Source organism: Roseibium sp. MMSF_3412 (assembly GCF_030733265.1).
Taxonomy (GTDB): domain Bacteria; phylum Pseudomonadota; class Alphaproteobacteria; order Rhizobiales; family Stappiaceae; genus Roseibium.
The window spans coordinates 108,306-131,777 of the sequence record NZ_JASHJI010000004.1; the positions used below are offsets into that span (position 1 = coordinate 108,306).

The 23,472-nt window shown below is 59.5% G+C and carries 19 protein-coding genes; 10 read left to right on the top strand and 9 right to left on the bottom strand.

Translation table 11 applies throughout. The features are described from left to right. Window positions 1-109 precede the first annotated feature (109 nt). Together RBB49_RS09390 and RBB49_RS09395 are read left to right on the top strand one after the other, a co-directional pair. The gene (locus RBB49_RS09390; RefSeq protein WP_306142488.1) at window positions 110-2,332 is read left to right on the top strand and encodes a PAS-domain containing protein; all 2,223 of its coding nucleotides are present in this window, start codon (window positions 110-112) and stop codon (window positions 2,330-2,332) included. A 187-nt stretch (window positions 2,333-2,519) separates the two neighbouring features. Continuing rightward, window positions 2,520-5,885, top strand: a complete 3,366-nt coding sequence (locus RBB49_RS09395) for a PAS-domain containing protein (RefSeq protein WP_306142489.1) — start codon at window positions 2,520-2,522, stop codon at window positions 5,883-5,885. A gap of 46 nt (window positions 5,886-5,931) precedes the next feature. Here the strand turns inward: RBB49_RS09395 and RBB49_RS09400 are convergent, their stop codons facing one another. The 7 genes from RBB49_RS09400 to RBB49_RS09430 all read right to left on the bottom strand — a co-directional run bounded on the left by RBB49_RS09400 (window position 5,932) and on the right by RBB49_RS09430 (window position 15,827). After that, entirely contained in the window at window positions 5,932-7,926 is a 1,995-nt protein-coding gene (locus tag RBB49_RS09400; protein ID WP_306142490.1) for a methyl-accepting chemotaxis protein, read from the bottom strand. A 295-nt stretch (window positions 7,927-8,221) separates the two neighbouring features. Further along, a complete protein-coding gene (locus RBB49_RS09405) occupies window positions 8,222-8,629 on the bottom strand; it encodes a F0F1 ATP synthase subunit epsilon (protein ID WP_306142491.1) in 408 nt (135 codons plus the stop codon). 96 nt (window positions 8,630-8,725) lie between these two features. After that, window positions 8,726-10,159, bottom strand: a complete 1,434-nt coding sequence (gene atpD, locus RBB49_RS09410) for a F0F1 ATP synthase subunit beta (RefSeq protein ID WP_306142771.1) — start codon at window positions 10,157-10,159, stop codon at window positions 8,726-8,728. Window positions 10,160-10,274: 115 nt separating this feature from the next. Further along, window positions 10,275-11,159 carry a F0F1 ATP synthase subunit gamma gene (locus RBB49_RS09415; RefSeq protein WP_306142492.1) on the bottom strand — a complete coding sequence of 295 codons (885 nt, stop codon included), beginning with the start codon at window positions 11,157-11,159 and terminating at the stop codon, window positions 10,275-10,277. Window positions 11,160-11,192: 33 nt separating this feature from the next. Then, window positions 11,193-12,722, bottom strand: coding sequence for a F0F1 ATP synthase subunit alpha (gene atpA / locus RBB49_RS09420; RefSeq protein WP_306142493.1), 1,530 nt, complete (start codon window positions 12,720-12,722; stop codon window positions 11,193-11,195). Next, complete coding sequence (locus RBB49_RS09425; RefSeq protein ID WP_306142494.1) at window positions 12,722-13,282, bottom strand: F0F1 ATP synthase subunit delta; 561 nt, start codon at window positions 13,280-13,282, stop codon at window positions 12,722-12,724. Before RBB49_RS09425 ends, atpA begins: the two co-directional genes overlap by 1 nt. 349 nt (window positions 13,283-13,631) lie before the next feature. After that, entirely contained in the window at window positions 13,632-15,827 is a 2,196-nt protein-coding gene (locus RBB49_RS09430; RefSeq protein WP_306142495.1) for a primosomal protein N', read from the bottom strand. A 277-nt stretch (window positions 15,828-16,104) separates the two neighbouring features. On the opposite strand from RBB49_RS09430, the gene fsa reads away from it, so the two are divergent. After that, a complete protein-coding gene (gene fsa, locus RBB49_RS09435) occupies window positions 16,105-16,758 on the top strand; it encodes a fructose-6-phosphate aldolase (protein ID WP_306142496.1) in 654 nt (217 codons plus the stop codon). A gap of 147 nt (window positions 16,759-16,905) precedes the next feature. Next, entirely contained in the window at window positions 16,906-17,550 is a 645-nt protein-coding gene (locus RBB49_RS09440) for a class I SAM-dependent methyltransferase (protein ID WP_306142497.1), read from the top strand. A 36-nt stretch (window positions 17,551-17,586) separates the two neighbouring features. Here RBB49_RS09440 and RBB49_RS09445 read toward each other — a convergent pair whose 3' ends face one another. Next, entirely contained in the window at window positions 17,587-18,492 is a 906-nt protein-coding gene (locus tag RBB49_RS09445; protein ID WP_306142498.1) for a sterol desaturase family protein, read from the bottom strand. Between the two features lie 122 nt (window positions 18,493-18,614). Between RBB49_RS09445 and RBB49_RS09450 the strand changes: the two genes are divergently transcribed. The 4 genes from RBB49_RS09450 (at window position 18,615) to RBB49_RS09465 (ending at window position 21,517) form a co-directional block, all read left to right on the top strand. After that, on the top strand, window positions 18,615-19,583 hold the full coding sequence (locus RBB49_RS09450) for a tyrosine recombinase XerC (protein WP_306142499.1): 969 nt from the start codon (window positions 18,615-18,617) through the stop codon (window positions 19,581-19,583). A 35-nt stretch (window positions 19,584-19,618) separates the two neighbouring features. Then, complete coding sequence (locus RBB49_RS09455; protein WP_306142500.1) at window positions 19,619-20,026, top strand: serine/threonine protein kinase; 408 nt, start codon at window positions 19,619-19,621, stop codon at window positions 20,024-20,026. Between the two features lie 119 nt (window positions 20,027-20,145). Next, window positions 20,146-20,382, top strand: coding sequence for a hypothetical protein (locus RBB49_RS09460; RefSeq protein ID WP_306142501.1), 237 nt, complete (start codon window positions 20,146-20,148; stop codon window positions 20,380-20,382). Between the two features lie 169 nt (window positions 20,383-20,551). Further along, window positions 20,552-21,517: a metallophosphoesterase gene (locus RBB49_RS09465; protein ID WP_306142502.1), complete on the top strand. Its 966-nt coding sequence runs from the start codon at window positions 20,552-20,554 to the stop codon at window positions 21,515-21,517. 15 nt (window positions 21,518-21,532) lie between these two features. Here the strand turns inward: RBB49_RS09465 and RBB49_RS09470 are convergent, their stop codons facing one another. Continuing rightward, window positions 21,533-22,171, bottom strand: coding sequence for a cation transporter (locus tag RBB49_RS09470; protein WP_306142503.1), 639 nt, complete (start codon window positions 22,169-22,171; stop codon window positions 21,533-21,535). An 82-nt stretch (window positions 22,172-22,253) separates the two neighbouring features. Here RBB49_RS09470 and RBB49_RS09475 point away from each other — a divergent pair, with 82 nt between their 5' ends. Both RBB49_RS09475 and RBB49_RS09480 read left to right on the top strand, forming a co-directional pair. Beyond that, entirely contained in the window at window positions 22,254-22,673 is a 420-nt protein-coding gene (locus RBB49_RS09475) for a helix-turn-helix domain-containing protein (RefSeq protein WP_306142504.1), read from the top strand. 15 nt (window positions 22,674-22,688) lie between these two features. Further along, a complete protein-coding gene (locus RBB49_RS09480; protein WP_306142505.1) occupies window positions 22,689-23,468 on the top strand; it encodes a methyltransferase domain-containing protein in 780 nt (259 codons plus the stop codon). Window positions 23,469-23,472: the final 4 nt, after the last annotated feature.

Consider the following 23,472-nt stretch of genomic DNA (forward strand, 5'->3'; position numbering starts at 1 on the left):
ACACAGCGAGATTTCAATTTTGAGTTTATTGCGTATATGTTGAAATTAAAACGATAATATTTCCCGGGCAGAGGCCAATACAACTTTAAATTTGGAGTCCTTGCCGAATATGGAGCTCGCACAGGCTCAAATTGAAGAAGAAAGACTTGACGCCCTGCGCCGGCTTGCGATTTTTCGCTCGGAACGACAGCCGGAATTCGATGCTGTGGTCTCGAATGTGGCGCATCTGCTTGCCTGTCCCATGTCCGTGGTCTCCATCGTCCATGAAGACGACATCTGGTTCAAGGCGGCATTCGGTCTCGGCGCGACCGAGGTGCCGCGCGAGAACTCCTTTTGCGGCCAGACCATCTTGTCCGACGACGTCGTGGTCGTTCCGGACGCAACTCTGGATGAACGGTTCAAGGACATTCCTCTCGTGACCGGAGATTTCGGGGCACGCTTTTATCTCGGATGCCCCGTGAAGGTGGACGGCAGGCACCGCGTCGCCACCATCTGCGTGATGGACACGAAGCCGCATTCGGTCAGCGAGACTGATATTGAGCATATCAAAAATGCGGCCCGGGTCATTGAGGGCCTCGTCAAGGCCCGCAAAACGGAGATCGAACTGCGCGAAGCGCTGACGCACGCCAGAACCGATCGCCACCTGAACGGATCCGGCGACCTGCAGGAGACCGAGTTTCTGGCCCGGACAACGTTCGAGGCGTCCCGGGACGGTATCCTGTTTCTGGATTCCTCCGGGCGGATCCGATCTTTCAATCCTGCTGCTGCGCGGTTGCTCGAATGCTCCGAGACAACGCTCGCGAACGCCAGCGTTCATGACCTCCGGCACGGCCTTCAGGACGTAGTTTCGCCCGACGGATCTCTGGTGGACCCGCTTGTCCTGGCAGTGAGCGCACCGGACAGCATTCAGGACAGGGAGGTCCGCCTGACAAGCTTGCAGACCGGCCAGGAAAAGTGGCTTCGGTTCGGCGTCAAACAGGTCAATGGCCATGACGGCGTGGTTCTTTCGCTGACGGACATCACGAGCGACAGGCGGCAGGCAGACACACTGCAGGCGTTTTTCGACAATTTCCCAGGCGGGCTGGTTCACTACAACAGCCAGCTGCAGCTGACCTACTGGAACGAAGAGTTCGAGCGGCTCTTGAACATGCCGCGCATGTTCCTGGAGCAGCGGCCGAACCTGAAACAGGTGATCCGTTTTCTTGCCGACCGGGGTGACTACGGACCGGGTGATCCGGGCGAAATTGCCGCCGATCGCCTTGAGCGATACGGCGCGGGCGGCCAGCATGCCTATGAACGCCGGACCCGCGAAGGCAAGGTTCTGGAAGTCCGCGGCACGCCCCTTCCCGGAGGCGGAAACGTCTCCAGTTTCCTGGACATCACCGCGCGCAAGGAAATGGAGGGCATGCTTGTCGACAAGGAGCAATTCGCAAGAAGCAGGCTTGATGAACTTGAAGCCATCATCGCGAATATGCGCCAGGGTGTCAGCGTGTTCGACGACCAGGGACGGATCAAGCTCTGGAACCGCCATTTTCTTGAACTGTTCGGCAAGTCGGATGGAGAGATCAAGCGGGGCATGAGCCTGGTTGAGGTTCTGGAGCTGGAAAAACAACGGGGCGAATTCAAAGAAGACCCGGTCGCCTTCGATGCGGCGCTGCGCCGCCAGCTGGACGCCGGTGAGGTTGTCAAAGCCAAATTCAAACACGTCAACGGCACAATCATCGGCATTGTGCGCACGCCCCTGCCCGATGGTGGCTGGGTCGGAACCTACGAGGACATCACCTCGCGGGAGATGGCGACGGAGAAAATCACCTATGCCGCCCATCACGACACGCTGACCGGTCTGGCCAACCGGACGCTGTTCAATCTCAAGCTCGAAGACGCAATTACAAAGGCGGTGCATTTCGGTGAAACGAGCGATCTGCTGATGATCGACCTGGATGACTTCAAGCCGGTCAACGACACCTATGGCCACGATGCCGGAGACACCCTGCTGCGCCGGGCCGCGAGCCGCCTCAAGGACTGCGTGCGCTCCAAGGACACGGTCGCCCGGCTCGGCGGTGACGAATTTGCCATCATCACGCGCAATTCGCCGGAAGGGCATGAACGGGTCTGCGCCATTGCAAGGCGGATCGTCGAGGCGCTGATGAAGCCCTACGAGATCAACGGCAACACGATAAAGGTCAGCGCAAGCGTCGGCATCACCGCGATTTCAAGCGCCGAAAAAAGCGCCAATGCGATCCTCAAGAAGGCGGATATCGCCCTTTACGCGGTCAAGAATGAAGGCCGGAACGGGTACAGGCATTTCGACGATCTGCCTCAGGAAACCTGATTGAACCGTTGCTCTGCACCTGATCATGCGAAGACGGTCACCTTAGATCGCCGCCTCAACGGCTCTGACCTAACGTAAATTTTACCGCGTCACACCTTCGAACTTAATCTTTTGTTGCATTTGTTGCCGCACACTCAGCGCTGATCCAAGCGGCGGGCTTGGGACTGACCCACCAGCGAAACGCAGCATGACCACGGCAAAGGAAACAACGGAAACGGAGCGTTTGAAAGCGCTGGAAGAGCTTCAGATCATGGGATCTGAGCGGCTGCCGGAATTCGACGCGGTTGTGGACGCCGTTGCCGTCATATTCAATTGCCCGATCGCTCTTGTCTCCCTTGTCGGGGAAGAGGAACAGTGGTTCAAGGCCCGCTGCGGGCTCGATGTCGACGGCACTGCCCGTGATGTGTCTTTCTGTCAGCATGCAATCCAGTCCGATGACCTGTTTGTCATTCCCGACGCGCTTGAAGACCCGAGATTTAAAGACAATCCGCTGGTTACGGGCGCGCCTCATATCCGCTTCTACGCCGGTTATCCGCTCTCGATCGATGGAAAAAACAGACTTGGCACGCTCTGCGTCATAGATCGCGAGCCACAAGACCCGACCGCTCAGCAACTGGAGCAGTTGCGCCGGCTCGGCAAGGTGGTCGAAGGCTTGATCTCGGCCCATCAGTTGCGCTGCGAGAAGGAAGCCGCCTTGAGCGAAGCTTCCCGAGAACACGAACGTGCGGTTCTTGAGAGTGACCTTCTGGAAGAGGTGACGTCTGTCTCTGGGGTTGGAGGATGGGAACTCTGCCTTGCAACCAACACTCTGACCTGGACTGAAAAGACCAAGGAAATCCATGAAGTCCCGGCCGATTTCAAGCCAACGGTCGACTTCGCCCTGTCCTTCTATCCTCCCGACAGCCGTGCGATGGTCTCCGCTTCGGTGCAGGACGCAATTGAAAACGGTGTCTCCTGGGACGTGGAAGTGCCCTTCGTCACGGCCAAGGGCCGCGATATCTGGGTGCGGGCCGTCGGCCGGCCAATCCTGAAGGACGGTGAAGTCATCCGGCTGGTCGGCGCCTTTCAGGACATCACCGCCAGGAAAGAAACCGAGCAGACGGTTCTCTATTCTGAAGCGCTGAAACGGGCCACCTTGCAGACGCTCTCGGAAGGCGTTGTCGTGGTCAGCAGATCCGGGCGGATACAGACCATCAACGCGGCCGGGGCCGGGCTTCTCGGCTTCGAGGTCGAAGAGATCAAAGGCGTCCGCTTCCAGGACCTTGGCCTGCAGTTTATCGGTAACGACAATCTGTCCATCGCACCGGAGGTTCTCGCACGAGACGTGCTCGACACCGCCACGAAGGTTGATGGCATGGTCGTTCAAGTCAAGCGACGGAGCGATCCGGCAGGCAGATGGCTGAGCATCAATGCCGCGCCTATCGACGATGCCAACGAGTTCGGTCTTGACGGTGTGGTGCTCTCGCTAACGGACATCACGGAAACGAAACGCCAGGGGGATACGCTCCAGGCCGTCTTCAACAATTTTCCGGGCGGTATGGTTCACTTTGACGAGACGTTGCACCTTGCCAACTACAACGACACTTTTCAGAAAACGTTCGAACTGCCCGAGGATTTACTCGCACGGCGCCCGCACCTGAAAGAGACGATGATGCACGCCGTTCGGCAGGAGCATCAGGACGACGGCAATCACGAAAAGATCGTCGAAGGCAGATTCAATCCCTTCATGAGCGGCAAACCCGAACAAATGGAGCGGGTCACCGCAGACGGAACCGTTCTGGATGTCCGGTCAATGCCGCTGCCGAATGGCGGGATCGTGTTCAGCCTCATGGACATCTCGGAACGCAAACAGCGTGAACTCATCATTCGCCAGGCGGAAGCGGTACAACGGACAACGCTTGATGCGGTCAGTGAAGGCATTCTCCTGCTGTCGCATGACGGGACGATCGAAACAGCCAATCCGATGGCGGAAAAGCTGCTGGGATATCAGGGCAGACGCCTCGTCGGCCTGCAGATCGATGAGCTCGACCACTCACTTGAATGCGCAGAACTCGGCGTCATCGGCGATGACGATCCGCTTGCACTGGCCATCCAGGATCCCGATGCCGTTACCGACCTTGTCGCAAGCCTCAACACGTCGGCCACGGGACGCGCAACATGGCTTCGCGTGAATGCGCGGCCGATAGACAGTCAGGGCGAGCATGGTCTGGACGGGATCGTCGTTTCGCTTGCAGACATCACGGAAACCAAGGAACAGGCCGACACGCTACAGGCCATTTTCGATAATTTTCCAGGCGGCTTCGCCCATTACGACGAACACTTCCAGCTGGGCTCTGCAAACACCGAGTTCGCCAGGCTGCTTGGCTATCGGCAGGATTTCGTCGATCAGAAGCTGCATCTTCTCGATTACCTGAAGCACAACGCGGAACGCGGTGACTATGGCGACGGTGACCCCGAGCAACTCGCACTGGAAGTCTTCAAATCGTACGACCGCAACAAGCCGCACAGCTACGTTCGCAGCGCAGCCGACGGGACGTTCCTGGAGATCCGGGGAACACCACTTCCCTCCGGAGGCTTTATCTACAACTTCTTCGACGTCACGGACCGGAAGAAGCTGGAAGAGCAGCTGGCCGAAAACGAGCGCGGCGCGCGGCTCAGGTCGCAGGAACTCGAGGCGATCCTTGCCAACATGCGTCAGGGTGTCAGCGTCTTTGACGCGAACGGCCGGCTCAAGCTCTGGAACAAGCAATATATCGAAATCTTCGGCAAACCGGAGGGCGACGTTCGCGAAGGCGTCACCCTGCTGGAACTGATCGAAGCGGAAAAGATCCGGGGCGAGTTCGAAGGCGACGTGCTCGAGCATGTCAGAGACCTGCTGATCCGTCTTTCTTCAGGTGAAGTGGTGCGGTCCAAGTTCAAGCATCCAAGCGGCAAATTCATCAGCGCGGTTCACGCGCCGCTTCCCGGCGGCGGATGGATCGGCACGCATGAGGACGTCACAATCAGCGAACTTGCGGTCCAGAAGATCGAATATGCCGCGCATCACGATACGCTGACCGGACTGGCCAACAGGACACTGTTCAATGCGACGCTGGATGAAACCCTGCGTGCCCTGGACGATGACACGCAGAGCATTCTCATGCTTCTCGACCTCGACAAGTTCAAGCCGGTCAATGACACCTACGGTCACGACGCGGGTGATTCGCTCCTGAGGCAGGTCGGGGAAAGGCTGAAATCCTGTGTCAGGTCGACAGATCTTGTCGCCCGGCTCGGCGGCGACGAATTCGGCATCATTCTCAACCGCTCGGACCGGAAGGTCGCGGAAGTGATCGCGAGCCGCATCGTGCACAAGCTTCAGGTGCCCTTCAATATCAACGATCTTTCAATCAGGATCGGTGTCAGCGTCGGGCTTTCGCCGGTCTATGCCGACTGCGACGATGTCAGCACCATTATCAAGAACGCGGATATCGCGCTTTATGATGTGAAGAACAGCGGCAGAAACGCCTTCAAGTATCTGGAGCCGGGTGCGGCGGACAGCGTGGCTGCCAACTGATCCGGGAACAGACCTGCCCTTCCCGGATCCTTCATGATTACCGGACCTATGCCGCCTTTACCGTTGAGAGAAATCTCTCGATGACGATATGCATCTCTTCAGACTGCTTCGACAAGGTCTCCGCCGCCGCAACCACCGTTCCTGCCGCCCTGTCCGTCTCCGCAGCCGCCTCGGACACCTGGACGATGCTCTGACTGACTTCGGCTGTGCCCTGGGAGGCCTGATCAACGCTCTGGGATATCTCGGCGGTCGCATCTGTCTGCTGTTCGACGGCGGTCGCGATCGAATTCGCTACCGTGTTTATTTCCTCGATCGTCGTGGCAATGTTCTGAATACCGTCGACAGCCTCGCGTGTTTCCGACTGGATTGCGGAGATCTTGGAAGAAATTTCCTCCGTTGCCTTGCCGGTCTGGCTTGCCAGTTCCTTTACCTCGGCCGCCACCACGGCAAAGCCTTTGCCCGCTTCACCGGCGCGTGCCGCCTCGATGGTCGCGTTGAGCGCAAGCAGATTGGTCTGCTCGGCAATTGTGGAAATCAGGGAGATCACCTCGCCGATGTCTTCGGCGACATTGGCCAGCCCGGCAATCTGCCGGTTGGTGCGTTCGGCATCGTCGGTGGCCTTTTGTGCAATAGCAGCGGAATGCCCGACCTGGCTGGTTACGCCGTTGAGTGATACCGACAGTTCCTCAGCAGCCGCGGCGACCGTCTGCACATTGGTCGTCGCTTCCTCGGCAGCGCTGGCGACCATGGTCGCCTGTCCGTTGGTGCCGCGTGCTGTCTCCGTCATTGTGGAGGCTGTGTTTTGAAGGTTGCCGGTGGCAGAGGTGATCGTGTCCAGCATCTGTTTGACCGATTGCTCGAACTCGACAACCGCTTCTGAAACCCTGATGTTTCGAGCCTCACGGCGCGCCATCTCTTCCTGTTGTTCCTCTTCAAGCCGCAACCGCTCGACAACACCATCCCGGAAGCCCGCAACGGATTTCGCCACGACACCGATCTCGTCCTTGCGCCGTGCCTCGGCAAACGCAACCTCGGTGTTGCCGGAGGCCAGTTGCTGCGCATCGTCGACAAGCATGGACAGCGGTTTCGTGATGGCCCTGGCGATCACGAACGCAAGACCGATGGCGAGGAAAAACGTGATCGCGCAGGCGATACCGATCTGCCACATGGCACCGTTCAGATAGGACTGGGTTTGGGAAGCGATAAGCCCGGCGTCCACGCCCGCGCTTTCCTTCATGAGTGTTGCCTGGCGGCTGATCTCCGCGCCCTTGGCAAGGAGCGAATCGTCCCTGATCGCATTGCGCTCCCAGATAACGTCCCGGACGCGCCGCGCCGCCTCGAGATACGCGCCGATCATCGGTTCGATCTCAGCCAGAATTTCTCTGCGCCGCGGGTTTTCCACGCTCTCATCCAGCGCTTTGAACCTGTCCGAGAAGGCCGCAAAACTCTGTTCAAGCCGGTCGAAGTCAGCGGCCTCGTTCGATGCCAGGAACTTCATCATGTAAAGGCGACCGAGCAGGAGGTTTTCCTGCGCCTGCGCCGCGAAGTTTGCCGTTACCGGATCATTGTCTTCCGTCGCAGTGCGATTGATCTCACTGATCAGTTTGCGCACCTGCGGTCCGATCGCATCGAGCTTGGTTCTGACCAGAAGATCGCGCTCGTCATAAAGGGTCGATACCGCAGACAGCGCCGTTTCAAACGACCCGATTTCAGCGATGATGATATCCCTGTTGCGGACACGCTCAGGCTTGGCGATTTCTTGCCTGGCGACTTCGCCACCCGCCTTGACCTGATTGATGAAGTCCTGTGCCTCGTCCTTGTCTTCGGCGGACCGCGTAGTGATGTATCGCAACGTTGCACGCACCGCCTTGGCCATGTCCGCATTCAGTTCGGACGCCAGCAGTGCGTCTTCACTCATATCCGCGAGGTCCGCGACCGCGCGGGAAGAGGCGTTGAACTGATACAGGGAAAAAACACCGAAAAAAGCCAGGAAACAGGCGACAATGCCGAACCCCAGCAGCACTCTAATCTTGACGCTCATGAACCGCTCCAGCCAAATAACGTAGCGGAATATTCATTTCGTCAGATTAATCGCAGGTAAAAATTCCAAAATGGAAAAGGTGTTTCTATAAAAATTCAAAAAACATTTTGCCAATTCTGACAAGTTATACAATCATAAAAATACAGATCAAACATTAAACACTCTATTGTTGAAAGTTATTTTCAGAGTACTTTAAATTCGAACAAACAATATTATACGTTTATGACTCAAAATCAGATCAAAAAAAACGGCTCCGAGGAGCCGTTTGAATTTCTATCAAGCTGGCCAGCGGGTATCAGACCTGCTTCAACGCCTCCGCGACGTCTTTCAGCCGGCGAAGCGTGCGGTCCGCCTTTTGCTGGGTCGCATCGTCCTTTGCGTCTGCAACGTCTTCCTCGGCGTTCTTGATCGCCTGGTCGAGCTGCTCTCGGCTGATTTCCGCAACCGGCACGGCCTGTTCGGCAAGAACGGTCAATCCGCCAGCTGACACATCGGCGAAACCGCCGCGCACAAAATACTCGTCCCAGGTTTCGCCATCGCCGCGAACCTTCAGGATGCCGGGCGCAATGCTGGACATGAAGGGACTGTGGTCCTTCAGAACACCAAACTCGCCTTCTGCACCGGGAACAACGACTTCCGCGACCTGTTCGGACAGGAGCTGGCGTTCCGGCGAGACCAACTCAAACTGGAAAAGTTCAGCCATGTGGCGTCTTCCTTGTCAGTCACCTTCTCGGATGGCGAGGCCATCCTACTTGAACAAAACCGGACGCCCTGACAGGCGTCCGGATCAATCTTGAAATCAGGCTGCTTCCGCGGCCAGTTTCTGTGCTTTCTCGACCGCTTCCTCGATGGAACCAACCATGTAGAAGGCTGCTTCCGGCAGGTGGTCGTATTCGCCGTCGACAAGGCCCTTGAAGCCCTTGATCGTGTCTTCGAGGGCAACCAGCTTGCCCGGAGAACCGGTGAAGACCTCGGCCACGAAGAACGGCTGCGACAGGAAGCGCTCGATCTTACGGGCACGTGCAACGGTGAGCTTGTCTTCTTCCGAAAGCTCGTCCATGCCGAGGATGGCGATGATGTCCTGAAGGGCCTTGTAGCGCTGCAGCGTACCCTGAACGGCACGCGCCGTGTTGTAGTGCTCTTCACCGATGATGCGGGCGTCAAGCATACGGGACGTGGAGTCCAGCGGATCCACGGCCGGGTAGATGCCTTTTTCCGCGATCGCGCGGTTCAGAACGGTCGTCGCGTCCAAGTGGGCGAAGGTCGATGCCGGCGCCGGGTCGGTCAAGTCATCGGCAGGAACGTAAACGGCCTGAACGGACGTGATCGAGCCCTTGTTGGTGGTCGTGATGCGTTCCTGCATCGAGCCCATGTCGGTCGCAAGCGTCGGCTGATATCCCACAGCAGACGGGATACGGCCAAGAAGCGCGGACACTTCGGAACCGGCCTGGGTGAAGCGGAAGATGTTGTCAACGAAGAACAGAACGTCCTGTCCGGCGTCACGGAAATGCTCGGCGACCGTCAGACCGGTCAGAGCAACACGTGCGCGCGCTCCGGGAGGCTCGTTCATCTGACCGTAAACCAGGGCCGCCTTGGAGCCTTCTCCGCCGCCTTCCTTGTTCACGCCGGATTCGATCATTTCCCAGTAAAGGTCGTTGCCTTCGCGGGTCCGCTCGCCAACACCGGCGAACACGGAGTAACCGCCGTGCGCCTTGGCGACGTTGTTGATCAGTTCCATGATGAGAACGGTCTTGCCGACGCCGGCACCGCCGAACAGGCCGATCTTACCGCCCTTTGCGTAAGGTGCGAGAAGGTCCACGACCTTGATGCCCGTCACCAGGATTTCAGCTTCCGTGGACTGTTCGATGAACGTCGGAGCTTCCTGGTGGATGCCGCGCTTGTCGGTGTGCGGGATCTCGCCCGCTTCATCGACCGGCTCGCCGATCACGTTCATGATGCGGCCCAGCGTGCCGTCGCCGACCGGCACGGCAATCGGTGCACCGGTGTCGACAACTTCCTGTCCACGCACCAGACCCTCGGTGGAGTCCATCGCGATGGTGCGAACCGTGTTCTCGCCGAGGTGCTGTGCAACCTCGAGAACCAGTCGTATACCCTGGTTGTCAGCTTCCAGAGCGTTCAGGATCAACGGCAGGTGGTCATCGAACTTGACGTCGACAACGGCGCCGATGACCTGGGTGATCCGTCCGACCTGTTTGTCAGCCATATCCCTAATCCTCGTCTCGATCCCGTTTGATCGACCTGCTTCCCATGTCTTTCACATCGCGCGGAAGAGTCGATCGACAAATGTTAGTAGTCCGGCAGTGTGCGCCCCTCGGGCGCATCCTGCTCTAGAGCGCCTCGGCGCCCGAGATAATTTCAATCAGTTCCGTCGTGATCTGCGCCTGACGCTGGCGGTTGTAGTTGATCGTCAGCTTGTCGATCATCTCCCCGGCGTTCCGGGTCGCGTTGTCCATTGCGGACATGCGCGCACCCTGCTCGGATGCAGCATTTTCCAGAAGCGCCCGGAAAATCTGTACGGAAATGTTGCGCGGCAGAAGATCTTCCAGGATCTCCGTCTCGTCCGGCTCGTATTCGTAGACCGGATGCGCACCGTCGCTCTTACCATCCTCTTTGGCCTCGAAACTGGCCGGGATGAGCTGCTGCGCTGTCGGCTCCTGCGCGATCACCGACACGAATGTCGAGTAGAAGAGCGTGCAGACGTCGAACTCGCCGTCGGCGAACATGGCCAGAACCTTTTTGCCGATCTCATCGGCATTGGCATAGCCCACATTCTTGACACTGCGCAGATCGACCGTCTCGATCACGTGCTGGCCGAGCTCCCGCTTCAGGGCATCGAAGCCTTTCTTGCCGACACAGATGATCTTGACGGTCTTGCCGTCGGCGATCAGGCTGCGCGCCTTTTCACGGGCCAGCTTGGCAATGTTGGTGTTGAAGCCACCGCACAGTCCGCGCTCGGCAGTCGCAACAAGCAGGAGATGCACCTGATCGTTGCCCGTGCCGGACATCAGCTTCGGAGCGTCGTCGCGACCCTCAAATGCTTCCGCGAGGTTGGCCAGCACCGCACCCATGCGTTCCGCATAGGGGCGCGCGGCCTCCGCAGCTTCCTGTGCACGACGCAGTTTCGCCGCGGCCACCATCTGCATGGCCTTGGTGATTTTCTGCGTCGCCTTAACGGAAGCGATGCGGTTTCGTAAGTCCTTCAGGCTCGGCATGGCCGCCCCTGCTCCTTATCCCGGCGTGTCGTCTTAAGCGAAGTTCTTGGCGAACGCGTCGATGGCAGCCTTCAGCTTGCCGGTCAGCTCGTCGTCAAGGGCCTTCTTTTCCCAGATGGCATCCAGAAGATCCGCATGCTCACCACGGAGGAACAGCAACAGGCCTTCTTCGAAGTCCTTCACCCGATCGACACCGAAGCCGTCGAGATAACCGTTCACGCCGGCATAGATGACCGCGACCTGCTCCTGCGTTTTCAGCGGAGAGAACTGCGGCTGCTTCAGGAGTTCAGTCAGACGCGCACCACGGTTCAGCAGACGCTGGGTCGTGGCATCAAGGTCCGAACCGAACTGCGCGAAGGCAGCCATTTCACGGTACTGAGCAAGTTCACCCTTAATCGGGCCGGCAACCTGCTTCATCGCCTTGATCTGTGCGGACGACCCCACGCGGGACACCGACAGACCGACGTTCACCGCCGGACGGATACCCTGGTAGAAGAGATCCGTTTCAAGGAAGATCTGACCGTCGGTGATCGAGATCACGTTGGTCGGAATAAACGCGGACACGTCGTTGCCCTGGGTTTCAATGACCGGCAGTGCCGTCAGAGAGCCCTTGCCGTGCTCTTCGTTGAGCTTCGCCGCACGTTCCAGTAGACGGGAGTGCAGGTAGAAAACGTCGCCCGGGAATGCTTCACGTCCCGGCGGGCGGCGCAGAAGCAGGGACATCTGACGATAGGCAACGGCCTGTTTGGTCAGATCGTCGTAGCCGATAACCGCGTGCATGGAGTTGTCGCGGAAGTACTCGCCCATCGCGCAGCCGGCGAACGGTGCCAGGAACTGCAGAGGCGCCGCGTCGGACGCGGTCGCGGCGATGACGATGGAGTATTCCAGAGCGCCGTTGTCTTCCAGAACCTTGACGAACTGGGCAACGGTGGAACGCTTCTGACCCACGGCAACGTAGATGCAGTAGAGCTTGGCATCTTCGTCGTCGCCTGAATGCAGAGGTTTCTGGTTCAGGAAGGTGTCGAGGATGATGGCGGTCTTGCCGGTCTGGCGGTCGCCGATCACAAGCTCACGCTGGCCACGGCCAACCGGGATCAGGGCGTCGATGGCCTTGAGGCCGGTGGACATCGGCTCATGCACGGACTTGCGCGGCAGGATGCCCGGGGCCTTGACGTCGACGCGGCGCTTTTCGGTCGCCTCGATCGGGCCCTTGCCGTCGATCGGGTTGCCGAGCGGGTCGACAACGCGGCCGAGCAGACCCTTGCCAACCGGGACTTCCACGATGGCGCCGGTCCGCTTGACGGTGTCGCCTTCCTTGATGTCGCGGTCGGAACCGAACAGAACGACACCGACATTGTCTGATTCCAGGTTCAGGGCCATGCCCTTGATACCGCCCGGAAACTCGACCATTTCACCAGCCTGAACCTTGTCCAGACCATAAACACGGGCGATACCGTCACCGACGGAGAGTACCTGACCAACTTCAGAAACTTCGGCTTCCTGGCCAAAGCTCTTGATCTGGTCCTTGAGGATTGCGGAGATTTCCGCGGCCCGAATATCCATCAGCCGACCTCTTTCATCGCGAACTTGAGTGAATTGAGCTTGGTACGCAGGGACGTGTCGATCATGCGGGATCCGACCTTGACCACAAGGCCACCAATCAGAGCAGGATCAACCTTCGCTGCGAGATTTACGGTTTTGCCCGTGGAAGCCGACAGGGCTTCTTTCAGGGCAGCGACATGTTCGTCGGACAGAGCTGCTGCAGATGTGACTTCAGCAGTCTCTTCACCGCGCATTTCTGCAAGCAGGGCGCGGAAGGACTTGATCATGTCGGGGAGAACGAAGAGGCGCCTGTTGCGGGCCGCCAGCTTCACGAAATTTGCGGCAAGGCCGGAAATGCCCGCCTTGTCGAGAAGTGCCGTGAGCGCCGCAAGCTGCTCTTCAGCACTGAATGCCGGGCTCTTCACGAGACGGTCGAGATCTTCGCTTTCGGCAAGCATGCCTTCGAAAGCGGTCAGATCCCGTTCCACGTCAGCCGTAACGCCGTCACCCTCCGCGAGGTCGAGAAGGGCGGACGCATAACGCTGTGCCACGCCGGATACGAGAGATACGTTGTCAGTCACCAGGTCCGTGCTCTCTGACGTTTTTCAAGCCCGCTAAGCGGCAAGCGCTCACAAGGCATTGAAAATAATGAAAGATTTCGAGGTCAGAAGGTGTGACGGTTAAACCGTTCCCCCAAAGCCGCGCCTCAATTAGCACAGGGTTTGTCAGTGTGCAACTTCGCCAAAAGACTGTTTTTACCGAATCTTCGGTGTTTTTTACTGCAGGGCGGAAAAAAGTGGTTCGAACCGGGCACGACGGACATCGAACTTTGGTTGAATGCGGCCCAAATCCACAAGCTGCAACGACACAGAACCACCACCGCCCAGCACGGTGACAAAGCGCGGATCTGAACGGTTCGGGACCGCCCAATCAGAGAAAGTGCTGCGGATCTATATCCACCTGGACACGCAGGCCCCTGGTCGGCTTCGGCCCCGACGCAAGCCAGCGGCGCAGATAGGACTGAAGATCGAACTGGCGCGGCGCCATTGTCAGCAGGCGGTAGCGGTGGCGGCCGCGCACCATCGCAAGGGCCGCTTCCGCCGGGCCCAGCAGGCCGACTGCCTCGTCCGGCGGTGCGGCACACGCGAGCGCACGGGCATAGCCTTCCGCAAACGCTTTGTCCGGTCCCGAGATGACAATCGCAGCCAGGCGGCCGAAGGGAGGCAGACCCGACACCCGCCGCGATTCGATTTCGGCCTGATAAAACGCCGCCTTGTCACCGCCATAGAGCGCCTTGATGACGGGATGCTCCGCATTATAGGTCTGCAGAAGCCCAACGCCGCCGCCTGTCATGCGCCCCGCCCGGCCGGTGACCTGCGCCAATAACTGGAACGTCTTTTCAGCCGCGCGGGGATCGCCATGCGCGAGGCCGAGATCGGCGTCGATGACACCAACGAGTTTCATCTTCGGGAAATTGTGCCCCTTGGCGACGAGCTGGGTTCCGATGACAATGTCGGCTTCGCCTTCCTCCACCAGCTTCATTTCCCGCTTAAGCCGTTCCGGCCCTCCGGCAAGATCGGAGGACAAGACCAGGGTACGCGCCTGGGGAAACAGGTCCGACACTTCCTCGGCGATCCTCTCGACGCCGGGACCGCAGGCGACAAGACTGTCCGTCTGGCCGCAGGAAGGACAGCTCTGCGGGACCGGTTCGGTGTGACCGCAGTGATGACAGACGAGTTTCTTTTGGAACCGGTGCTCGACCAGCCAGGCGCTGCAATGGGCACACTGAAAGCGATGCCCGCAGGTGCGGCATAACGTCAGGGGCGCATATCCGCGCCGGTTGAGAAAGAGCAGCGACTGGTCTCCGGCGGCGAAGGTATCCTTGATCGCGTGCACCAGCTGGGGCGCGAGCCACTTGCCGCGCTCGGGACCGTCGAGCCGCATGTCGATGGCTTTCAGGTCCGGCAGCGCCGCCCCGGACGCCCGCTCGGGAAGATCATAAAGCGTATAGCGGCCCGAATCGGCGTTCACCCGGCTTTCAACCGATGGCGTCGCGGAGGCAAGAACAACCGGAAAACCGGAAATGTGACCACGGACAACCGCCATGTCCCTTGCGCTGTATGGCACCCGGTCATCCTGCTTGAACGCGGCATCGTGTTCCTCGTCCACGATGATCAGGCCCAGCTCGCGGAAGGGCAGAAACAGGGACGAGCGCGCGCCGATCACCACCCGGATGTCGCCGGAGGCCACACCGCGCCAGACGCGGGCGCGGTTTTTCGGCGTGATCTCCGAGTGCCATTCGGCCGGATAGACGCCGAAGCGCTGTTCGAACCTGCGCAGGAACTGTTCCGTCAAGGCGATTTCCGGCAGCAGCACCAGGGCCTGCCGGTCGCGGCGGATCGCTTCGGCAATTGCCTCGAAATAAACCTCCGTCTTGCCGGACCCCGTGACCCCGTCGATCAGCGACACGCCTGCGCCCTTGTCGAAGCTTGCAATCAGGCCTTCGGCCGCGGCCGTTTGTGCCGGGGTCAGCGCCTTCTGCGCAAAATCCAGTTGCGGCCGGGGCGGCGGTGGCGCGGCGGGCATGGAGACAACTTCAAGCACGTTCTGCTGGATCAGCCCGTCGATCACGGAGGGCGACACCCCGGCAGCGTGAGCAAGACCGCTTTTGGTCCAGGCAAAGCCGTCTTCCATGGTCCCCAGCACCCGCCGGCGCGCGGCCGTTTGCCGGTCGGGCTCGGCGCCTTCGATCCGGCGCACCCCGGGGACCGGCGCTTCCGGCTCCAGTGCTTCTTCGGATCGCAGCACCATGCGCAGAACCATGCCGGGCGCACCGAGTGTCCAGTTCGCCACCCAGTCGACAAACCGGCGCAGGTCCTCATCCAGCGGCAGCGTGGTGTCATAGACACGGGTGATGCTTTTCAGCTTCTTCGGATTGATTGCCGCGTCCGGTTCCCCGTCCCAGACCGCGCCGATGACTTCGCGGGGGCCGAGCGGCACCTTGACGATCGTTCCGGGAACGACGGTTTTTCCGGGCGGCACCTTATAGGTATAGGCCACCGGGACCGCGACCGGCACAAGCACGCTGGCAATCGTTTCCTCAAAATCTGGATCGTCAAACAGCACGAGAATTCAGGTCCGCAGCTTGTCGGGTCGGGCAGGCACCCGAAGGTGTCTCACCAGTAGGGGCAGTCGCGAACGTTCGCGCCAGAACGGGCCGGGATCAAGGGCTGACATTTTTGAGGTACGTACCACAAAAAAATCTTCCACCGGAGAATCAGGGGTTCTTCTTGTCATCATCCTAGGGTAAAGAGAGCGCGTCCGATTATGCAAATCGCCTTGCGGCGAACGCAGGCGTGCCACTCCGGCGACCGCACCAGCGCTTCACAGGGAGCTACCAGACATGAAATTTTTCGTCGACACGGCCGACACCGCCGTCATCAAGGAACTGGAATCCACCGGCCTTCTCGACGGTGTAACAACCAATCCTTCGCTCATCGCCAAGTCGGGCCGTGATTTCAAGGAAGTGATTGCCGAGATCTGCGAAATTACCGGCGGAGACGTTTCCGCTGAAGTCGCCGCGACCGAATTCGATCAGATGATCAAGGAAGCGCATGTGCTGCGGGCGATTGCCGACAATGTCGTCATCAAGCTGCCGCTGACCTTCGACGGGCTGAAGGCCTGCAAGCAACTGACCGAGGAAGGCACCAAGACCAATGTCACGCTGTGCTTCTCCGCGAACCAGGCCCTGCTCGCGGCCAAGGCCGGCGCCACCTACATTTCCCCGTTCATCGGCCGTCTCGACGACATGAACATCGACGGGCTGGAACTGATCCGCGAAATCCGCGTGATCTACGACAATTACGGCTTCGACACGGAAATCCTGGCTGCTTCGATCCGCACGCCCAACCACGTCAAGGAATGCGCAATCATCGGTGCGGATGTCGCCACCGTTCCGCCCGCGACCCTGAAGACCCTCGTCAAGCACCCGCTGACGGACAAGGGCCTGGATGCGTTCCTCGCTGACTGGGCCAAGACGGGTCAGAGCATCCTCTGACGTCTCACTCAAACAAACATTCGCAAGCGGCCCGGGTTTCCGGGCCGTTTGTTTTTGGGCCAACGGGTGCGAAACTTGATCGCGCCATGCGCCACGCCTACGCTTCCTTCAGTCTCGCTCGGACTTACTGATTAAAGGAATGCGCAGATGGCGGAAGACGACAAGGGCAAGGCGCTTCTGGAAAACGCATACAGGCTGTCGACGCCGGAAGACAACAAGGCCTATTACCGCGAATTCGCCGAGACCTATGACGGTGATTTCGCCGAGGCGCTCGGGTTTGTCTATCCGGAGACAATCGCACGGATCTATGCGGAAAAGGCCGGATCTGAGGATGTCCCCGTCGCGGATATAGGCTGTGGCACCGGTCTTGTCGCCGAGGCGCTCGGCCTGCCGGCAGCCCAGGTCCACGGGATGGATATCTCCGCGGAGATGCTGGAACGCGCAACGGCGAAAGCGCTTTACGGGCGCACCTTCGAGATTGATCTCACGGGCGATCTCGCACCGATCAGCAATGGTTACGGCGCTGTCCTTTCCTCTGGCGCGTTTACACACGGGCATCTTGGTCCGGACGTATTGGTCAGCCTGCTTTCGATTGCCCGCAGCGGCGCGTTGTTCGTCATCGGCGTCAACCGGGCGCATTACGGCGACCACGGCTTCGACGCGGCGCTCGCCGGACTGGCGAAAGAAGGCCGGATAACGAAACCCGAGGTCGACGAAATCCGGATGTATTCAAAGGAAGGCCACGATCATTCGGCGGACATCGCCTTCGCGGTGAGTTTCAGAAGGCTCTGAACCGCGCGAATTCCATGCACTCTTCACGCTGAATGGCTATTTGAAGGCTTCGCTTTCCCGCGGCGAAAGGTCTTCACCGCGATCGTCCGCCGGTCTGAGCCCCCGGATCGCAGACCTTGCCTGCCGGGTCCATTCCACGAAGGGATAGAAGACGAGCTTCACGACGTCGTTCTGCGGCACATCCTGGACGCCGAAGGGTTCCTTGCAGGGTCCGGGGACGTAGTAAGTGCCAAAGATGAGGTCGAAGACCGGGAAAACGTTCGCCAGGTTCTTGCCGTAAGCTTCGGGAAGGTCGGCATGGTGCCACTGGTGCATGCGCGGCGAGGCAAGCACGTATCTGAACGGGCCATGGCCCCAGTCCACGTTGATATGGACATACATGTTGTGCAGCGTCAGCAGGACCGCGCCGTAGCCCATGACCTCGGTCGGAAACCCGAGCCAGCTCAGAAGCAGGATGTAGGACGTTGTCATGACCAGCGATTCCAGAAAATGAATCCGGTAGCTGGTCAGCACGTTCAGGTCAGGGTCGGAATGATGGATCGCATGGATCGGCCAGAGCCAGCGGTGATGCAGGATGCGATGGTTCCAGTAGTCGGCGAAATCATAGCAGAACGCGGCAAACGGAACGAGGATCCACCAGGGGACGCCGGACCAGAAGCTTTCGTCGATCCCCGGGATGCCGAGCATCTCGTATCCCTGCTTGATGTGTCCGGCGGTCAGAAAGACGATCGGTGCAAACAGAAGGTTGACCCACCAGAATCCGATATTCGCGCCAACGCTGCGGACGAGCCTGGCAGGCCAGTTGAACCGGTATCCGCGCCGATGCAGGTCGAACAGCAGCACCGCGAGCGCAAAACCGGCTGCGGCCAGAAAAGTGGCGCTGTAGACGCGGCTGGTCACAAGGAGCTCAATAAGCTCGTAAATCCGTGCGGCAAAGTCCACGTTACGCTCACTCGCATACTCTGAATACAACTCTGCCTATGTAACTGCCGCGGGCTTAATCGCGGGTAAATTCGATGCTTCGCATTAACCAATCAGAACGCCAACGGGGCTAAAATCGGCCCATGAGCACGCGCGCCCCAGACCCGTCCGACCTTCTGGTCACAGCGAAACCGGATCTCAATCACCGGATCGGGCTCTGGCTCGACCACCTTTCCGACGAACGCCGCCTGTCCGACAAAACGCTGGTCGCCTATGAACGCGACCTGAGACAATTCCTCCGTTTCCTGACCGCTCACCTCGGCGGGGCGCCGTCGCTGAAGGATATCGCGGATCTGAGGCCTGCGGATTTCAGGGCGTTCCTCGCCTCCAGGCGCAGGCAGGGTGTTCATAGCCGGTCGCTGGCCAGGGGCCTTGCCGGTATCCGATCCTTTCTGAAGTACCTGGAGCGCCGTGGGGACGTGAACGCGGCAGCGTCCGATGCCGTCAGTCCGCCAAGACAGGCCCGGTCCCTGCCCAAGCCGGTTTCCTCGCGCGATGCCATCGATGTCACCAGCGGCGACCTCGCCCTTGAAACGGCCCCCTGGATCGAAGCGCGCAATGCGGCGGTGCTGACGCTGCTTTACGGCTGCGGCCTCAGAATATCCGAAGCGCTGTCGCTGACGGGCAAGATGGCACCCGTACCGGGCACAAAAACCATGCGCATCGTCGGCAAGGGCCGGAAGGAACGCATCGTGCCGATCCTGCCGGCGGTCTCAGATGCGATTGCGCATTACGTCAGGCTTTGCCCCTACGCGATCGACGCGGACGGCCCGCTTTTTCTTGGCGCGCGCGGCGGTCCGCTCAATGCGCGCATGATCCAGCTGGCCATGGCGAAGCTGCGCGGCGCGCTCGGATTGCCGGACAGCGCCACACCGCATGCCCTGCGTCATTCCTTCGCCACGCATCTGCTTGCCGGCGGCGGCGATCTCAGGACCATCCAGGAGCTTCTCGGACATGCCAGCCTGGCGTCCACGCAGATTTATACCGAGATCGACAGTGCGCACCTGCTGGCTGCCTATGACCGGGCACACCCGCGAAACGGCACGAAGTAAGGTATCTTGAAGGTGAAACACAAGGTGGACTGATCATGCCCCGTCTCCTGCTCCTGATTGCCACTCTGCTCGTCCTCTCGGCCATGCCGTCACAGGCGCAACGGATCTACTGCCCGCTGCCGGAGGACGGTGTCTGGGTCAATCCCGATGCCGAACCGAAGGAAATCAGCCGCATCGAGGTGGAAAGCAAATGCGAGAACGAACAGGTTTTCGTCCGCGTCAGGGCCTTCACTTCGTGTATTCCGCGCGATTGCAAATGGGGCTGGACACAAGCGGAGCTGCGTTCGGACGGAGCAATTGTGGTGCTTCTGATCGGTTTTTTGAGCAGCAAGAAGATAACGCTCAAGGCCTTTGGAGATCTTCTGGACGCGAATGTCGTCAACGTTGTCAACGACTTGTCTGAGCCCAAGACTCAACGGACCTACAACCTTAACAGAAAGTAAATACGCCGATCTTAACCTTGGTATCAATCTCTACACGGTTTTTCCTTGTCCGATTTCATTTTTGCTTTACCTTAGGTGTCACTGCGTTAGTCCCGCGCAGCAACAGACGGAGGCTCATCATGCGTCTGATCAGCACAGCCATAGCAGGGCTTGCCATCACGGCATTCGCCATCGCACCGGCACATGCCTGTTCGTGGGGAAAAACTGCCAAGGCCGACGAAAAAATGACGGTTGCGGACACGTCCATCGTGCCGGAAGTCGACACGGACGTTGCCATTGCAACCAACGATCTCAGCGTTGAGGTCACGCAGGAAGAAATCATCCTGCCGGTTCCTGAAGAGGCACCAACCGAATAATCCAAGTTTCTTTTGCTCCAATCTATCTTACCGCTGCTTCGGCAGCGGTTTTTTTTTGCCGGCAGCGATCTGCAGAAAAAATGCTGAAATTCTCCCTACTCGGGTCAATCCAAGATCTCACATTGCCGCCACACAAAAACAGGGTTCGCCAAAAAGGCAGTATGCTTAGATGATTTCCAGACGTTTGTTCCTTCAAGGGCTTGGGGCCGCCGCCCTGACTTCGATGTCCACCGCTGCTTATGCCATTGGCGTTGAGCCCTTCCGCATGCGCATCAAGGATCATCATCTGACCCCTCCCAACTGGCCCGACGACCTGACCCTCAAGGCCGCCCTGATCGCCGATCCCCATATCTGCGATCCCTGGATGGGACTTGACCGGGTCCGGTTCATCGTGGAGCGCACCAACGCCTTGAAGCCCGACATCGTGCTCTTGCTCGGCGACTATGTCGCGAGCCACCGCTGGCAATCGGCACCGGTACCGGCCCAGGCCTGGGCGGATGTCTTTGCCTCATTTGATGCTCCGCTCGGTACCCATGCCATCCTCGGCAACCACGACTGGTGGGATGACGACGCTGCACAGCTGTCCGGCAGTGGTCCGACGAAGTACGGCACGGCTCTCTTGAATGCCGGCATTCAGCTCTACCAGAACAGGGCTGTGCGGCTTGCCAAGGACGGCAAGGCGTTCTGGCTCGCGGGACTGGATGACCAGCTTGCCCTGGCTCCGAACAGGAAGCTCAACCGCCGTGGCATTCAGGGCCTCGACGATCTGAGCGGCACGCTCGGGCAGGTCACCGATGACGCGCCGATCGTGCTGATGGCCCACGAACCGGATATCTTTCACGCCGTTCCGCCGCGCGTCAGCGTGACCCTGAGCGGTCATACACACGGAGGCCAGATCAACTGCTTTGGCCTGAAACCCCTCAATCTGCTCAAACCGGAGGAGAACCTCTCCTACGGCCACATCGTCGACACGGCTGGAACCCAGGTCGCCCGGCACCTGAAGCTTGCCTCGGAGGAACGGCATCTGATCGTTTCCGGTGGACTCGGGTGTTCCCTGCTTCCCCTCCGCCTGGGCGTCCCGCCTGAAATCACGCTGGTGCATCTGGGCGGTGGCGCAGGGGCCTCAACGGCCTGACGATGGTTCGCCGGTTCAAGCGGGTCCGACCGGAACAGGGGCTTTTTGGCGGAACTCGCGAATTCCCCGGGACAGGATCTGGACGGCGGAACTCAGGAACAGCGTCGCCATCAATCCGGCGACCAGAAGGTCAGGCCAGGCGGTTGCCGTTCCCCACACGCCCATCGCCGCGATCATGACCGCAACATTGCCGATGGCATCGTTCCGGGAACAGAGCCATATGGAACGGACATTCGCGTCGCCGTCCTTGTAGCGCACGAGCAGCATCACGCTGGCAAGATTGACGGCAAGGGCGAGAAACCCGATTGATCCCATGACCGCGGCTTGAGGCACGCCAAGCACAAAGACCTGATGCAGCGTCGATCCGGCGACCCAGAGCCCCATCACAAGGAGACTGACCCCCTTGCCGAGGGCGGCAAGGGCGCGCGTTTTCAAAGATGTCCCGATCACCGCAAGGGAAATTCCGTAGGTCACGGCATCGCCAAAAAAATCGAGCGCGTCGGCCTGCAGCGCTTTTGAACCGGCCGCCTGTCCGGCCGCCATTTCTATGACGAACATGACAGCGTTCAGGCCGATCACCAGCCAGAGACGGCGGCGATAGTCCTTCGACATGCCGTCAAACGGTGCCTGGGTTTTCGCGCAACATGCGCCCATGTCCTGCTCCTCAAACCTCTTGATTTGTTCGAACGCAGGCAGTCTAATTCCTATAGCGACTAGAGCTTCAAGAGGAAATTGGATGGATTTTTCGATCGGTGAACTGTCGAAACAAACCGGCGTAAAGGTTCCAACGATCCGGTACTACGAGAATGAAGGCCTGATTGACACGCCCTTGCGGACTGAAGGCAATCAGCGACGCTACCGGGAAGCGGACCGGGACCGGCTTCGGTTCATCAGGCACTGCCGCGATCTCGGCCTGCCGATGCCGGCCATCCGCGACCTGATCGAGCTCAGTCAGCACCCTGACAAGCCCTGCCACGAGGCGGACCGGATCGCTGAGAAGCAGCTCGCATCGATCCGTGAACGCATTGCGCACCTGAAACGGCTGGAAGCGGAGCTCGTCCGTATTTCCGCGAGCTGCGGGGGCAATCACACCGTAACGGATTGCAACGTCCTCAGGGCCTTTGGCGATCACGGTCAATGCCTGGACACGCACTGAATCAAGGCTATTGCGATGCTTCAGTTCGATGAACGCACCACGAAACTGCTGGAACAGGCCTATCTCGGGGCAGACTTCTCCCGGCGGAGACGTGCCTCCTTCGATGCGCTGAACCCCTCACCGGGCGACGTGATTGCCGATATCGGCTGTGGCAACGGATTGCTGACGCTCGAGCTCTCGCGCACCTTGGGCGACCAGGGCCGGATCATCGGTATCGACCCGAGCGAAGATATGCGCAACGCGGCAGTGAAGCGTTGCGCTGACTGCCCGAATGTCGAAATTCTCAGCGGAACCGTCACGGATCTGCCCCTGGAATCAGCGTCCGCCGACAAGGCGGTATCCCTTCAGGTCTTTGAATATCTGGGCGATCTCCCCGGTGCCGTCACCGAGATAAAGCGCATCCTCAAACCCGGTGGGCGGCTTGTCGTCGGTGACATGCATTGGGACACCATCACCTGGTTCAGCGATCAGCCGGACCGCATGGAGGCCATGCTGGAAACCTGGGACGGACACCTCGTGGAACGCTGCATTCCCGCCGTCCTGCCGCCGATCCTGCGCGATGCGGGTTACCGGGTGGACAGCGTGACGGCACTGCCATTCACCAGCACGAGCCTTCATCCGGACGGACTGGCCAACATGATGATCCATCTCATGAAGCCGTTCGTCGTCAGAAAAGGTCCGTTCTGCCAAGACGCCGCGGATGCCTGGGCCGAAGAACAGGTGCAACTCGCGAAAGCGGGGCGTTTCTTTTTCTCTATCACCCACTTCGTGATAACGGCCACGCTTCCCGGGTAGGCCG

Bases quoted from the DNA above. Each gene is read 5' to 3' on its own strand.
- RBB49_RS09450 (WP_306142499.1), top strand. From the start codon at position 18,615: ATGAGCACGCGCGCCCCAGACCCGTCCGACCTTCTGGTCACAGCGAAA.
- RBB49_RS09405 (WP_306142491.1), bottom strand. From the start codon at position 8,629: ATGGCTGAACTTTTCCAGTTTGAGTTGGTCTCGCCGGAACGCCAGCTC.
- RBB49_RS09395 (WP_306142489.1), top strand. From the start codon at position 2,520: ATGACCACGGCAAAGGAAACAACGGAAACGGAGCGTTTGAAAGCGCTG.
- RBB49_RS09415 (WP_306142492.1), bottom strand. From the start codon at position 11,159: ATGCCGAGCCTGAAGGACTTACGAAACCGCATCGCTTCCGTTAAGGCG.
- atpA (WP_306142493.1), bottom strand. From the start codon at position 12,722: ATGGATATTCGGGCCGCGGAAATCTCCGCAATCCTCAAGGACCAGATC.
- RBB49_RS09465 (WP_306142502.1), top strand. From the start codon at position 20,552: ATGATTTCCAGACGTTTGTTCCTTCAAGGGCTTGGGGCCGCCGCCCTG.
- RBB49_RS09400 (WP_306142490.1), bottom strand. From the start codon at position 7,926: ATGAGCGTCAAGATTAGAGTGCTGCTGGGGTTCGGCATTGTCGCCTGT.
- RBB49_RS09470 (WP_306142503.1), bottom strand. From the start codon at position 22,171: ATGGGCGCATGTTGCGCGAAAACCCAGGCACCGTTTGACGGCATGTCG.
- RBB49_RS09480 (WP_306142505.1), top strand. From the start codon at position 22,689: ATGCTTCAGTTCGATGAACGCACCACGAAACTGCTGGAACAGGCCTAT.
- RBB49_RS09440 (WP_306142497.1), top strand. From the start codon at position 16,906: ATGGCGGAAGACGACAAGGGCAAGGCGCTTCTGGAAAACGCATACAGG.
- RBB49_RS09390 (WP_306142488.1), top strand. From the start codon at position 110: ATGGAGCTCGCACAGGCTCAAATTGAAGAAGAAAGACTTGACGCCCTG.
- RBB49_RS09475 (WP_306142504.1), top strand. From the start codon at position 22,254: ATGGATTTTTCGATCGGTGAACTGTCGAAACAAACCGGCGTAAAGGTT.
- RBB49_RS09455 (WP_306142500.1), top strand. From the start codon at position 19,619: ATGCCCCGTCTCCTGCTCCTGATTGCCACTCTGCTCGTCCTCTCGGCC.
- fsa (WP_306142496.1), top strand. From the start codon at position 16,105: ATGAAATTTTTCGTCGACACGGCCGACACCGCCGTCATCAAGGAACTG.
- RBB49_RS09460 (WP_306142501.1), top strand. From the start codon at position 20,146: ATGCGTCTGATCAGCACAGCCATAGCAGGGCTTGCCATCACGGCATTC.